15 protein-coding genes are annotated in these 12575 nt (G+C 47.0%); 2 read left to right on the plus strand and 13 right to left on the minus strand.

Going from position 1 to position 12575, the window contains the following annotated elements; all coding sequences use genetic code 11:
* Positions 1 to 163: 163 nt before the first annotated feature.
* The 8 genes from IE055_RS11715 to IE055_RS17865 all read right to left on the minus strand — a co-directional run bounded on the left by IE055_RS11715 (position 164) and on the right by IE055_RS17865 (position 5869).
* The gene (locus IE055_RS11715) at positions 164 to 559 is read right to left on the minus strand and encodes an HNH endonuclease (protein ID WP_189401246.1); all 396 of its coding nucleotides are present in this window, start codon (positions 557 to 559) and stop codon (positions 164 to 166) included.
* A 107-nt stretch (positions 560 to 666) separates the two neighbouring features.
* Positions 667 to 1209: a hypothetical protein gene (locus IE055_RS11720; RefSeq protein WP_189401250.1), complete on the minus strand. Its 543-nt coding sequence runs from the start codon at positions 1207 to 1209 to the stop codon at positions 667 to 669.
* 474 nt (positions 1210 to 1683) lie between these two features.
* Complete coding sequence (locus IE055_RS11725) at positions 1684 to 2025, minus strand: hypothetical protein (RefSeq protein ID WP_189401252.1); 342 nt, start codon at positions 2023 to 2025, stop codon at positions 1684 to 1686.
* A gap of 95 nt (positions 2026 to 2120) precedes the next feature.
* Positions 2121 to 2585, minus strand: a complete 465-nt coding sequence (locus tag IE055_RS11730; RefSeq protein ID WP_189401254.1) for a hypothetical protein — start codon at positions 2583 to 2585, stop codon at positions 2121 to 2123.
* Between the two features lie 338 nt (positions 2586 to 2923).
* The gene (locus tag IE055_RS11735) at positions 2924 to 4297 is read right to left on the minus strand and encodes a hypothetical protein (RefSeq protein WP_189401257.1); all 1374 of its coding nucleotides are present in this window, start codon (positions 4295 to 4297) and stop codon (positions 2924 to 2926) included.
* 140 nt (positions 4298 to 4437) lie between these two features.
* Positions 4438 to 4965 carry a hypothetical protein gene (locus IE055_RS11740; RefSeq protein WP_189401260.1) on the minus strand — a complete coding sequence of 176 codons (528 nt, stop codon included), beginning with the start codon at positions 4963 to 4965 and terminating at the stop codon, positions 4438 to 4440.
* 137 nt (positions 4966 to 5102) lie between these two features.
* The gene (locus IE055_RS11745; protein WP_373299205.1) at positions 5103 to 5378 is read right to left on the minus strand and encodes an FkbM family methyltransferase; all 276 of its coding nucleotides are present in this window, start codon (positions 5376 to 5378) and stop codon (positions 5103 to 5105) included.
* Positions 5336 to 5869, minus strand: a complete 534-nt coding sequence (locus IE055_RS17865) for an FkbM family methyltransferase (protein WP_373299206.1) — start codon at positions 5867 to 5869, stop codon at positions 5336 to 5338. Before IE055_RS17865 ends, IE055_RS11745 begins: the two co-directional genes overlap by 43 nt.
* Positions 5870 to 6037: 168 nt before the next feature.
* On the opposite strand from IE055_RS17865, the gene IE055_RS11750 reads away from it, so the two are divergent.
* Entirely contained in the window at positions 6038 to 6769 is a 732-nt protein-coding gene (locus tag IE055_RS11750; RefSeq protein ID WP_189401263.1) for a helix-turn-helix domain-containing protein, read from the plus strand.
* An 89-nt stretch (positions 6770 to 6858) separates the two neighbouring features.
* Here IE055_RS11750 and groL read toward each other — a convergent pair whose 3' ends face one another.
* The 4 genes from groL to IE055_RS11770 all read right to left on the minus strand — a co-directional run bounded on the left by groL (position 6859) and on the right by IE055_RS11770 (position 10419).
* On the minus strand, positions 6859 to 8499 hold the full coding sequence (groL, locus tag IE055_RS11755; RefSeq protein WP_189401266.1) for a chaperonin GroEL: 1641 nt from the start codon (positions 8497 to 8499) through the stop codon (positions 6859 to 6861).
* 73 nt (positions 8500 to 8572) lie between these two features.
* On the minus strand, positions 8573 to 8860 hold the full coding sequence (groES, locus tag IE055_RS11760) for a co-chaperone GroES (RefSeq protein ID WP_189401269.1): 288 nt from the start codon (positions 8858 to 8860) through the stop codon (positions 8573 to 8575).
* Positions 8861 to 8991: 131 nt separating this feature from the next.
* Positions 8992 to 9483: an FxsA family protein gene (locus IE055_RS11765; protein WP_189401272.1), complete on the minus strand. Its 492-nt coding sequence runs from the start codon at positions 9481 to 9483 to the stop codon at positions 8992 to 8994.
* Positions 9484 to 9627: 144 nt separating this feature from the next.
* Positions 9628 to 10419: a beta/gamma crystallin family protein gene (locus tag IE055_RS11770; protein ID WP_189401275.1), complete on the minus strand. Its 792-nt coding sequence runs from the start codon at positions 10417 to 10419 to the stop codon at positions 9628 to 9630.
* A gap of 177 nt (positions 10420 to 10596) precedes the next feature.
* Between IE055_RS11770 and hisC the strand changes: the two genes are divergently transcribed.
* Positions 10597 to 11655 carry a histidinol-phosphate transaminase gene (gene hisC, locus IE055_RS11775; RefSeq protein WP_189401279.1) on the plus strand — a complete coding sequence of 353 codons (1059 nt, stop codon included), beginning with the start codon at positions 10597 to 10599 and terminating at the stop codon, positions 11653 to 11655.
* Positions 11656 to 11669: 14 nt separating this feature from the next.
* Here the strand turns inward: hisC and IE055_RS11780 are convergent, their stop codons facing one another.
* Complete coding sequence (locus tag IE055_RS11780; RefSeq protein WP_189401283.1) at positions 11670 to 12563, minus strand: bifunctional 5,10-methylenetetrahydrofolate dehydrogenase/5,10-methenyltetrahydrofolate cyclohydrolase; 894 nt, start codon at positions 12561 to 12563, stop codon at positions 11670 to 11672.
* Positions 12564 to 12575 lie beyond the last annotated feature (12 nt).

Consider the following 12575-nt stretch of genomic DNA (forward strand, 5'->3'; position numbering starts at 1 on the left):
TTTACCTCTCATAGTTAAGTTACATTATTTACTATGAAAAGTGTCGGGTAAACTCAGGCCTTACCAGATTACCTTCAGCTCGATGATGAAAACGAGGACTTACTGGAACGCAAAAATGGCCAGAATACTTGAGCTGAGATCATAATCTCTTGTTATATTTTTCTTAAATAGTGAACTCTCGGGTTAAATTTTTTAGCTCTTGAACAAGAGCTAAAGTTTCCTCTTTTTTAATTTTCCGTTTTGCTATAAGGGATTTAGCTAGGTCAATTTTTTCTTCTCTGCTGGTACAGAGGGCTAACTCGTCTTTTGCGCTGTGCCTTTTAGTGAAATTGCATAACTTACATGTTAAAGCTAAGTTATCAAAATCATTGTTTCCATCAGGAACAATATGATCTATTTGCCATGAATCATATGCGTCAATCGATTCCAGTAAATCCTTATCACAATATTCACACTTAAAACCTGCTCGGATTGCGATAGGTATCTGTGACTTGTCAAATCTGGTTTTTTGGATGATTTTTATTGCGCGATCAGCGAGGTTCAAATCCTCTAATTTCATATAAACCTCAACTTAATAAATATAACGCCTTTGCAAGGGGCGCGTTAAAAACGAGTCCCGCGCAGTGAGTGAAACGAACGAAGCAGATTTCGCAAACTTGTTATGCATTAGTTTATTTCGCCATTTTTGATTTTACTTAAATCAGACATCCACCATTCACACATATCCCAGTTGTCTAGCTCTGTGGCTTCATTACCCATACTTTTTCTGATCTCTAGTAGAAATTTACCAAGCAACTCCATTTGAGCTTTGAGCTGACCTTCTTTCTTTTGCTCTTCGCTGTTGTAAAAGTACTGCATCAAATTGTTGTAAGCAAAAACAACTCCATCTGAGCCAGTTAAAGACATTTTAAAGGCAATTCTTCGGTACTCAAGGGACAACATTTTTTTGGCCGCGTAATCCCCTTTATCTAAATTTTTAGTCTTTTTATCTGACTCCCATGCAGTATCAGACATGAATAGGATAATAAAAGGCTCCAGAAGTTTATTGTAGATATCAATTCTGTCGTCACGGAGTTTATTTTCTAGTTCGATTTGTCTCTCGAACTGCCTTTTGAATCTCCATCCTAAAGCTGAAAGAAGTAAAACTAGTATAGGTGTTGCAATGCTCCCTACTGCAGTTAAGTACTGAATCCAATTAGCACTGGTCATTATCGTTTTACCTCTGCTCTAAATATGCATAACGCCTTGCCAAGGGGCGCGCTGACAAGCGCGTCCCGCGGAGCCAGCTTGCTGGTGGAGTGAACTTTGGAAGCTTGTTATAACTCTGTTTCAATTCTTGACTTAATATATTGATTTAAAACACACACTAAAAGCGCAAATAAGAATATGACCAATGCAATTTTAGAATATATTAATAGAGAGTTACCTACGCCATAAAATTCAATGAATGCTAAGAGCTCCGTTGACTGACTTGCTTCATTAACAAGGACGTCGTTTTCATAAATATTCATTGGGGCAAAATCAATGAAAACAAAACAGAAGAAAGGAAATATAAGCCCAGACAAAATGCTAGTGAGTAAATTTGATTTCATTCAACTCTCTAAGTAGTTATAAAGCCCACATAAAAGGCGAGCGTTAGCGAGTCCAGCCCACGCTTTTTGTGGGCGATTTTTGATGTGCTTGTTATGTGTTTTCACCATGAAATTTTTCCCATGCTATCGATTCTATTTCGCCAGTTATTTCGTTTGAAGCCTCATCAAATAGCTTGTAGGTTATTTGATGCTGACTTATCGAAGCACAGCCATCAAGACCTAGTAAGATCGTGTATAGCGCATCTGTCAATGCTTCATCAACAATAGACTTTGCTACACTAATTTGAAATGGCGTAAACCCTGCTTTCTCAAGCCGCTTAATTCTGGATATATCTGATTCACTGGAGAAGTACTCTTCGACTAATGAATCTTTCAGCTCCTTAAATTCCTGCACGAAGACATCTGGGCTTATAGAAAAATCTTCTTCGCTCATCGGTATCCTTTACACATAACGCCTCTCAAACGGGCGCGTTGAAAACGCGTCCGAGCCGAAGGCGGTTTTCGTTTTGAGACTTGTTAGGTTTTTTACTAGGATATCCATTTCATTCTACTTTTAGTTACCAACCACCTTCCATTTTTCATTCTGGCTGTTGCTGTACTACCACTAGCGTTTACATTGCCTTTGTAATGACCCCAATCTACCTTTACTTTTCTCTGACTAATTATTTTTATGCCTCTAATCTGAATAATGGCCGCCGAACCGAGTTTTGAAATATGTGCCACAGTTCCATATGTATCATCATATTTAGATTTCGATACTGGGTGAATATTTACACCACTTTCTCTTAGCTCTTCAACGAGTTCTTTCGACGGGTCAGATCCATCAAGAGATAAAAAGAGATGATCCGCCTTACCAAGTGAGTCAAATCCTGTATTCAAGACATAAAGCACTAGTGCGGTTCTTACCTGATTTAGGTCTACTTTACTTCTATCCTTGGTATGGGCGCATCCGCATATGAGCACGACAACTAAAAATTGAAATACCAATCTCATAAGAATATACCTAACAGCTTAATATTGAGCGCGCTCGTTTACGTCCGAATTGATATTTCAAAACCTTTTGTACCTCTTTGTTTTAAAACAGGTTTTCCTCATTCCCTTTTTCTCCCTTGGTGTGAAAGTGTACGTGCGCAATATCAATCCTAGCAGTGCGCAATAACATTCTCAATAGACGATCTAAGCCCTTGATTTACTTTGCATTGTTTCATATCAAAAGTGGCAAAGTGTGCGCTTGGTGACGTTAAAGTTGCCCACTTTATAGCCTGCTCACTGATAAGCTGAACAGTTTGTCTAACTTAGCAGTGAGTTGAGGTTCAGTTTTTAGCGTCTGTTTACAGACAGAAGGCCACAACTTTTTCGCCGCTGGTTTTCACGACATAACAACTGCTTTCATCGCGGTATTCGATTGCGCCAATGTCGCAGGCAGAGCCCACTGGGCGGGGTTGATTGAGTTGATCTGGATGAAGATCGAAACTGGGTATCAACGTTTTAGACGTGCCTCGACACCCGGCATGCCAAACGCTAAAAACGTCGCCAGGAATGTATGTTCCGAGTGTACCTGTATCGACTGCTGGACTGGTTCTTGGTACTGGATGAAACGGCATACCCTGTTGTTCGGTTAAGGGTTGAATTATCTCATCTAATGCCAGCGGTGTAGCAGCGTCTGAGTATCCAAGAATATTTCCGTCTACACTGTCAACGATTGGGAATAACGAGTTATAGCCATTAATCACATTACTTGTTGCGTCACCTAGTAGATTGTTGTTTACCACGACGACGTCATCTAGAAGGGAGTAGGAAAAATACACATCGCTACGCGCAGCTCCGGTGCTGATGTTTCCTGCAATGATGTTATTTGCGATCCAGACCTTGCCGTTTCCGTCGCGCGATGTTCCACAAATTGCCCCTGCTAACGTTTTGGCGGTGTTACCAGAAAACGTGTTGTTTACCAATTCAACAAAGTTACTATTGCCATTCCACGCGATTGCTCCGCAGCCATCCGCCTCATTAGCAGAGAATGTGGAGTTGCGGATGACCAGTTCAAAGTAGTTTTGTATCTCGATTGCGGCACCAAGCGTTACCCTGGGAACCACCGGCGAACTCAATGCGCTATTTCCGACAAACGCTGAGCGATCCACACTCAACTTTGCTACTTGGTCACTGGCTGATCCAAACAAATTGATCGCGCCACCTGAAATATCGGCACTGTTTCCTTCAAATACTGTGTCTTCAAGCGTGACGATCAAGTCTCCTTGGCCGCGCACCACCGCGCCCTGCGAGAACGTATCATCTCGGACTTTAAAGTTGCTGAACTTAATGTTCTTAAGCGTCAACCGCGCTCCAGACACCAATAAAAACAAGCGTAGGTTTGGTGCAGATACATCACGCGTGATGGTCTTGATGGCGCCATCTCCGATGACGGTCAAATTATCTCTAATCACGGGGAGTGAAAGGTCTGGCGCTGCATGCAGGGTCGAAGCAACGTAGGGCTGAGACGAGGTTAGTAAAATCGTGTCATCGCCAAACACACCGGTGACAGACCCAGCGCATGGTCCCGTCCCCGCCGTGTCGTTCTCGGTGGCCGTTACCGCCTCAATCAAATTGCACCCTGGACCGTCAAACGATGTGGCCGTAAGCGTGGCTGCCCCCGCTTCTTGAATAAAGCTGCACAGGGTTATGAGCAATAGGTAGCGCGTTATTCGCATAGAAATAACCTCATTTATCTTTATTGCCGATGAGATTGAATTTGAGTGACGCCAGACAAGCATTCCTGCTTCACAGGCGCCATCACTACGCTGCGCCACCAGCGATTATGGATAGCCGCTGGTACGAGATCGTTGGTTACTTAATTTGCGAGCTTTGACACTAATTCGCCGAGTGTTTCAGAAGTTGGCGCTTTGCTTCCCGGTGCTCCGGTATACGCTAAGGACACGGCGTCCATCGTGCCATTGTCGGTGATCCAAACAAAACTCATTTCTGTGGTGTAGGTTGACTTGTCTTCACTCAACGCACCTTGTTTGCCACCCAGTGATTGAGCGGTATAGCTTAGTGTTTTGTTACCGACTTCATGGCCATCGCTGATCATTTGAGCCAGACGCTTATTAAAGAAGTCTGGATCGGTCACGTTCTTAGGCTGCCCGTTAATGCGGTAACTCACCGACACCGATACGCCATCTTGCTCAGCCACTCGCCAACTACAATGCGATGTGGCTCGTCGCTGGTATAACATTTCTTCCTGTACTTGATCAGCCGCAACACCAAAATGGGCCGCCATTTGCTCCGGCGACGATTTATCACAGGCGTCGCCCGCGTGTGCCACTCCAACCCCGTGCAGACTTAATACTAATGTGAATAGTGCGTGGTGTTTTTTCATCTTTTTATATCCAGTTTCAACCTTGTTTGTGATTCTCGCTCTCGCAGTGGCATAGCTTAAAACACGCCTGACGCGCTGAGTATCACCTAATCAGGGGGTTTTCTGAGCCACCTTGGCATGCAAACCGGATGAGCGAATCAACCGCGCAATTTGTCCGACTCTTTGGGGATGAAAAAGGTATTGTTGGTGCACTTGTCTTGTAATACCTGCCCTTGCTCGTCGAGGGCAACATACGCGTGACTGGAGAACAATTTGAGTATTTCATCAGCCACGTCGCTGCCAACCTCAACATAAAATATTGGACGAATATCACGCACGAGTTTGGTCGCACCTTGCAATGCCAACAGCTCGGCGCCTTCGACGTCCATTTTCACAAAATCAGGTGCAGGGAATGAAGACAACAAAGTATCCAACTTGAGTGTTGGTACAAACTGTTTTTCTCGTGTGCCCCCATGGTCGACCTGCCACCGACTTCGCGCAGCGCATTGCTCGCACGCCCGCGTGCAGCGACTAGAAATTCAGCGACTGCATTACTGTTTGAGGCCGCTGCGGGAACAATGGCGATATTCGTGTTGGTATGGTGTGGTAGCGCTGCTGTCCTTCGGAGCAAACTGGTTAACCATAAGTCGGGCTCCATTGCGACAACCATTCCCTTGGTCGCAATGGACGCCGCAGAAAACGTGAATACACCGACATTTGCGCCAATATCCCACACAATGCTCGACGTCGTCACATACGTCTGCGCAATATTAATCAGGTCTTGGTCAAATGCACCCTTGCCCAGTTTCAGATACTTGAGTTGTGCATCCGGCGAAAGAAAAAGGGGCACCGGTTGCCCATTCACACTAATGTTGCGCTTGATTATTCTCTGTCTACTCAAGCGCTCGACGATGGTTCGAATCATAGTTTCCTTGAATTTTTTAGTCCCACCCAAATGGAAACAGTCTACTCATCTGTTAGGCAGCGCTCGCCTTTCCTAGCTGATTACAATTTTGTTGACTGCTGTCAACTTCATACTAGCGGCTTCTTCGCCTTATAATCAATCCCTTCTATTAATTAATCGGTCGATGCCATGGCGCGCTCCTCTCAAATTATCGATGTGTTAAAACATGAACTACGGGCCCAAGGCATAAATTACCGTGAGCTTGCGGAGCGCTTGTCGTTGTCGGAATCGACCGTCAAGCACATGTTCTCGAGTAAAAATTTCAGCTTAAAACGGCTGGATCTAATCTGTGAAATTTTGGGTGTGGAGATCTCCGATCTGGTGCGACGTTATGAAGCACGTACACCGAGGATGGAGCAGTTGTCGCTGGAGCATGAAAAACTCTTAGTGTCTGACGCGCCGTTGTTACTCGTGGCGTACTGTGTGGTCAATCAGTGGAGCATTCACGACATTTTAAAGCGCTACAATTTGTCCGAGCCGGAGTGCATCCGGTGTCTGGCACAATTAGACCGTATGAAAATGATTGATCTGTTGCCAGAAAACAAAATCAAACTACTGGTGTCGAGCAATTTCACTTGGCATCGAAATGGACCGATTGAGCAATTTTTTCGGCGTGAAGCTCAGGACCGTTTTTTGAGTGGTTCGTTTAGCGGTGATCACGCCACACGGGTGGTAAAAATTGGCGATTTGTCAGAAAAATCGATTTTGCAGTTAATCGACCGCATTGACAATGTCGGCGAACTCTACGACGAACTAAGCAGCGATGACAGCAAACAACCGTTTGGTACGCGCCATGGTACCAGCATGGTGCTGGCAATTCGTAAATGGGAGTTTCACGCGTTTAAAGCGTTTCAACGTTAGAGTCGTTTGAATCACGCATAAAAAAACCCGGCACCAAAAGATGCCGGGTTTTTTGTTCGCGAAGTGCGAGATGGTTCGAGCAATCGCTCTTACATCATACCGCCCATACCGCCCATGCCGCCCATATCAGGCATTGCTGGTGCAGCTTCGTCTTTTGGCACGTCTGTGATCATGGCTTCCGTCGTAATGATCATGCTGGCGATAGACGCCGCGTGTTGCAGTGCCGTACGCGTTACTTTAGTTGGGTCAAGAATACCCATCTCGATCATGTCGCCGTACTCACCAGTACCTGCGTTATAACCGTAAGTACCTTTGTTGTTGCGAACTTCGTTCAGCACAACAGACGCGTCGTCGCCACCGTTCGCAACGATTTGACGCAGCGGCGCTTCGATGGCTTTCAGGATCGCTTTGATTCCCGCTTCTTGGTCTGCGTTGTCGCCTTTAACTTTAGCAACCGCATCCAATGTGCGAACCAGAGCAACACCGCCGCCAGGTACCACGCCTTCTTCAACTGCTGCACGTGTTGCATGCAATGCATCTTCTACACGAGCTTTCTTTTCTTTCATTTCGACTTCAGTCGCAGCACCCACTTTGATCAATGCAACGCCGCCAGCCAATTTAGCCACACGCTCTTGCATCTTCTCTTTGTCGTAATCTGACGTCGACTCTTCGATTTGCGCACGAATTTGGTTTACGCGCTCTTCGATTTGCTTTGCGTCACCCATACCATCGATGATGGTGCTGTTCTCTTTAGAAACTTGAACACGCTTAGCAGAACCTAAGTCTTCCAAGGTTACGCCTTCCAAGCTCATGCCCACTTCTTCAGAGATCACACGACCGCCAGTCAGGATCGCGATGTCTTCCAGCATAGCTTTACGACGATCACCGAAACCTGGTGCTTTAACCGCGCATACTTTCACGATGCCACGGATGTTATTCACAACCAGGGTCGCCAAGGCTTCGCCTTCTACGTCTTCAGCGATGATCAACAGTGGACGGCCAGATTTGGCAACAGCTTCCAGTGTTGGCAACAGATCACGGATGTTGGAAATTTTCTTATCGTGCAGCAGAACGAATGGATTTTCTAAATCAGCCACCATTGTCTCTTGCTTATTAGCAAAGTATGGAGACAGGTAACCACGGTCGAACTGCATACCTTCGACGACGTCCAGTTCGTTTTCAAGGCTTTGACCTTCTTCAACGGTGATCACACCTTCTTTACCCACTTTGTCCATAGCTTCGGCAATGATGTTACCGACTGACTCATCTGAGTTTGCAGAAACGGTACCAACTTGTGCGATTTCTTTGGCGTCTTCGCAAGGCTTCGACAAATTTTTCAGTTCTTCTACTGCTGCCACAACGGCTTTGTCGATACCACGCTTTAGGTCCATAGGGTTCATGCCAGCGGCAACCGCTTTCAAACCTTCTTTAACCATTGCTTGCGCTAGTACAGTCGCAGTGGTTGTGCCGTCACCCGCAACGTCGTTGGTTTTAGAAGCCACTTCTTTCACCAACTGCGCACCCATGTTCTCGAAGTTGTCTTCCAACTCGATTTCTTTGGCCACAGATACACCGTCTTTAGTCACGGTTGGTGCACCGAACGACTTGTCCAATACAACGTTGCGGCCTTTTGGGCCTAAGGTAACTTTGACCGCATCGGCCAAAATGTTAACGCCTGCCAAGATCTTGGTACGTGCGTCATCTCCGAATTTTACGTCTTTTGCTGACATTTCAAATTCCTCTACTTATTTGTTCAATTTAAAACTAGGGGTCATTAAGACCAAGAATGGGGAAGGGGAGTAATTACTCAACCACGCCAACGATGTCGTCTTCACGCATCACCAGCAACTCTTCACCATCAACTTTGACTTCGGTGCCAGCGTATTTACCAAACAGCACTTTGTCGCCAACTTTAACGTCCAACGGACGCACTTCGCCGTTGTCTAGAATTTTTCCATTGCCCGCGGCGATCACTTCGCCTTGGACTGGTTTTTCTTTCGCTGAATCAGTCAAGATGATACCGCCGGCTGACGTAGCCTCTTCTTCGTTACGACGAACAAGAACGCGGTCATGAAGTGGACGAATAGCCATTCGTTTTGCCTCCAAAATTATGTTTGCAATATGTAAGTGTTAGATAAGCGGGGTTTGCTCAATTTAGCACTCACCCCTTGGGAGTGCTAATAATATGGACGAGTTAGTCAAAGTCAACCCTTTGACCTAGATTATTTTTCCTCGTCAGGCGCATCAGTGTATTCACCGTCAATGACAGTGCCATTAACGCTGCGTGAGCCTTGTTGTCTCGTGTCCTGATTTGTTGTGTCTTGATAACTGGTGTAGCTGTAAACGACTTGACCGTTGGCAAAAACTTTCTGAGCAACAACGTTAATCAATGCCATACGCACCGGCGGAATCAGAAGCGCGAAACCGATCGCGTCGGTAATAAAACCTGGCGTCAGTAACACGGCACCTGCGATCAACAACGCGACACCTTCAACAATCTGCCGTGCAGGTACCCGACCGGCATTCGCTTCTTGCTGTAATTTTGCCAGTGTGGCAATCCCTTGCTGCTTAACGAGGTAAGCCCCTAATACGGCTGTGAACAGGGCAAAGGCGGCCGTATTCAAAATACCGATGTGACCAGCAACGCGAATCAGCAGGCTGATCTCCAAAATCGGCATCAGGATAAACAGGAAGACAAGTATGAAGAAAGGCATAGACTAATGTGTGGTGGCCGTGTGCCAGAATTCAAGTTCGACACCGCGCTTTTTACACTTTTTTTGCTTTACCAAGCCAATACTAAAAGGCCCCGCAGCATGATTACTGTGGGGCCTGGTTAAAACGGTTTTGAGATTCGAACCTTAGCGACCGACGCGTAAACGAACGTACTTTCGGTACCAGTTGTTCTTCAGCTCGTCTTCTTTCTCATTTGGCGCGAAGCGATAGCGGTTACCATCGATTTCAATCGTGACGCCAGTTGCGCGTTCGGTTTTGTTGATCTCCATGGTCAGTGCACCATTGTGGCAGATACGTGCACTGGCAGGCTTACGGTCAAACCGATAATAGTCTTCTTTGCCGTGAAAACGCAGCCCGCCATTTCCGCCATCCGTATAGGCACGGAAAGTAAAACACTCATTACGGATCGTGCGATTCTGATTATTGTTTGGTTGTTGCGTCTGACGTGGCTGCTCGTTGCGACGTACCGGCTTACCGCGATCATCATTACCAGCGCGTGGACCATAACCACGACGGTCTCGTTCACCAACCGGGCGTGTATCACGTTGATCGTAAGTCACACGCATTGAACTCACCTGATCATTCCAGTTGCGGTCAAAACAGGCAATGTCGCGATCGACTGTGGCATACGCACCACCATAATTGTCATGCTCAAAAATAGTCACGCTGAGACCTGGTGGCACTTTGATAGACGACATACGGTCATTGGCAAAACGCAGTGTTTTCAGGCTGCGGTATTCACCAACATCAACGTTTCGGCTATTGCCGCGAAAATCACAGTCCTCGTAGATGGTGACATAGGCATTGTTGGAACGGTAGTTGCTCTGAGCGTTGGCGACGGATGCGGTCATGGACACCGCGAATCCGGCAACCAACACACCTGCACTGATAATCGATGACAGTTTAAATTTTTTCATATTGCCCTCTTAACGTGGGAAAATTCATGTAAGTAGCGGATGCGACAAACTATACCAGCCGAATCATAGTCTACCCATATTAGGTGCGCCTCGACCAGCGCTAATTTGTCTGCACAGGCACACATTACCAGTGCTAGTATTAACGCACGCTGAATAACCCCTTTCTTGCTGAAAATCATGAGTCAATACTGGTCGGAAATCGTGCACGAACTCACTCCGTATGTGCCCGGCGAACAGCCCAAGCTGAACAACTTAATCAAGCTTAACACCAACGAAAACCCCTATGGACCTTCCCCTCGTGTGTTGGCCGCGATTCAGCAAGCGACCAGTCATGATTTGCGCAAATACCCCGACCCAAGTGCCAGCGTGCTCAAGTCGCAAATCGCGCAGTATTACAGTGTGCAACCTGACTGGGTGTGTGTGGGCAACAGCTCGGACGAAGTGCTGGCACACGCCTTTCGTGCATTATTGAAACACCCAAAACCGTTGCTGTTTCCCGACATTACTTACAGTTTTTATCCGGTCTACTGCGGCTTGTTTGATATTACGTATCAAGAAATTCCGTTGCGTACCGACTTCACCGTGGACCTGGATGATTACTACCAAGACAACGGTGGCATCATTTTCGCCAACCCCAACGCCCCAACCGGGATCAATGTTGGTCTGAGCGTAATTCGTGGGCTGCTTGAACGTAACCGCTATTCGGTGGTGGTGGTCGACGAAGCGTATGTCGACTTTGGCGGTGAAAGCGCCACCGCGCTCGTGCGAGAATTCCCTAACCTATTGGTTATTCAAACGCTCTCTAAGTCGCGCGGACTTGCTGGGCTTCGTGTCGGTTTCGCGGTTGGCGATCCCGGGCTTATCAGTGGCATGGAACGCGTAAAAAATAGCTTTCATCCGTATGCTTTGAGCGCGCTGGCATTGGCTGGCGCCAAAGCTGCGTTCGAGGATGACGCGTACTTTCAACAAACACGTGATAAAGTGATACAAACACGAGCAGAGTCAATCAAAGGACTGGAGTCGCTGGGGTTCGAAGTCTTACCATCCGCCGCCAATTTCGTGTTTACCACACACCCTAAGCACAGCGCCAAGTCGATGTTTCAGGCGCTGCGTGCACGCAATATTATCGTGCGTTATTTTGATCGACCACGCTTGAAAGACTATTTGCGCATTTCAATTGGTACCGACCAAGAGATGGCGATGTTGATTTCAGCGCTAACGGAGATCACCGCTTAGCTCAAACTCGCGACTTAACGTGACGCTAAGCCGTGAATCATACGCGCGGCTTTGGTGGTGTTTTTCATTAACATCGCCACGGTCATTGGACCGACTCCACCCGGGACGGGTGTGATTGCACCTGCAACGGGCGCAACCGAAGCATAGTCGACATCGCCGACCAGACGATAGCCGCGTGCGGCGCTGGTGTCATCCACGCGATTAATTCCAACGTCGATCACCGTGGCACCGGGTTTAACCATGTCAGCGGTAACGAACTCCGGTACCCCAATCGCAGCGATTAAGATATCCGCTTGCTGAGTAAATTGTTTTAAGTCCTGCGTACCACTGTGGCAACAGGTAACGGTGCAATTGGCTTTTTCGCCCTTCTGCACCAGAATGTTCATCATCGGTTTACCAACAATATTACTGCGCCCGATAACGACAGCATGCTTGCCCGACATGGCGATGCCGCTGCGCGTAATCAGTTCTGGAATACCGGACGGTGTACACGGCGTTAGGCAGTCGATACCAATGCTCAACTTACCGACATTTTCTGGGTGAAAACCGTCGACGTCTTTCGCTGGATCAATACGCTCAGTCACGCGATCTTCGTCCATCTGCATTGGCAGCGGCAGCTGCACTAGAATCCCGTGCACGCTGGCGTCTGAATTCAAGCGATCAATTTCAGTCATCAAATCTTGTTCGGACGCGGTGGCGGGCATCTCGATTTTGATCGATTTAATGCCGGTTTCCTCACACGCTTTCACTTTGCTGCCCACATAGGCTTTGGATGCCGGGTCTGCGCCAACCAACACCACAACCAGACAAGGCTGTACGCCTGCCTCGACCAACGCTGCAGCTTCAGCTTTGGCCTCATTACGAATTTCCTGTGCGATCTTCTTACCGTCGATAACCGTTGCGGACATGTACTTACCTTT

It is taken from the genome of Arenicella chitinivorans, from assembly GCF_014651515.1.
Classification (GTDB): domain Bacteria; phylum Pseudomonadota; class Gammaproteobacteria; order Arenicellales; family Arenicellaceae; genus Arenicella; species Arenicella chitinivorans.

What these genes read in the sequence shown, in the direction of transcription:
- IE055_RS11715 (WP_189401246.1), bottom strand. Translation starts at nt 559, where the DNA reads ATGAAATTAGAGGATTTGAACCTCGCTGATCGCGCAATAAAAATCATC.
- IE055_RS11720 (WP_189401250.1), bottom strand. Translation starts at nt 1,209, where the DNA reads ATGACCAGTGCTAATTGGATTCAGTACTTAACTGCAGTAGGGAGCATT.
- IE055_RS11725 (WP_189401252.1), bottom strand. Translation starts at nt 2,025, where the DNA reads ATGAGCGAAGAAGATTTTTCTATAAGCCCAGATGTCTTCGTGCAGGAA.
- IE055_RS11730 (WP_189401254.1), bottom strand. Translation starts at nt 2,585, where the DNA reads ATGAGATTGGTATTTCAATTTTTAGTTGTCGTGCTCATATGCGGATGC.
- IE055_RS11735 (WP_189401257.1), bottom strand. Translation starts at nt 4,297, where the DNA reads ATGCGAATAACGCGCTACCTATTGCTCATAACCCTGTGCAGCTTTATT.
- IE055_RS11740 (WP_189401260.1), bottom strand. Translation starts at nt 4,965, where the DNA reads ATGAAAAAACACCACGCACTATTCACATTAGTATTAAGTCTGCACGGG.
- IE055_RS17865 (WP_373299206.1), bottom strand. Translation starts at nt 5,869, where the DNA reads ATGATTCGAACCATCGTCGAGCGCTTGAGTAGACAGAGAATAATCAAG.
- IE055_RS11750 (WP_189401263.1), top strand. Translation starts at nt 6,038, where the DNA reads ATGGCGCGCTCCTCTCAAATTATCGATGTGTTAAAACATGAACTACGG.
- groL (WP_189401266.1), bottom strand. Translation starts at nt 8,499, where the DNA reads ATGTCAGCAAAAGACGTAAAATTCGGAGATGACGCACGTACCAAGATC.
- groES (WP_189401269.1), bottom strand. Translation starts at nt 8,860, where the DNA reads ATGGCTATTCGTCCACTTCATGACCGCGTTCTTGTTCGTCGTAACGAA.
- IE055_RS11765 (WP_189401272.1), bottom strand. Translation starts at nt 9,483, where the DNA reads ATGCCTTTCTTCATACTTGTCTTCCTGTTTATCCTGATGCCGATTTTG.
- IE055_RS11770 (WP_189401275.1), bottom strand. Translation starts at nt 10,419, where the DNA reads ATGAAAAAATTTAAACTGTCATCGATTATCAGTGCAGGTGTGTTGGTT.
- hisC (WP_189401279.1), top strand. Translation starts at nt 10,597, where the DNA reads ATGAGTCAATACTGGTCGGAAATCGTGCACGAACTCACTCCGTATGTG.
- IE055_RS11780 (WP_189401283.1), bottom strand. Translation starts at nt 12,563, where the DNA reads ATGTCCGCAACGGTTATCGACGGTAAGAAGATCGCACAGGAAATTCGT.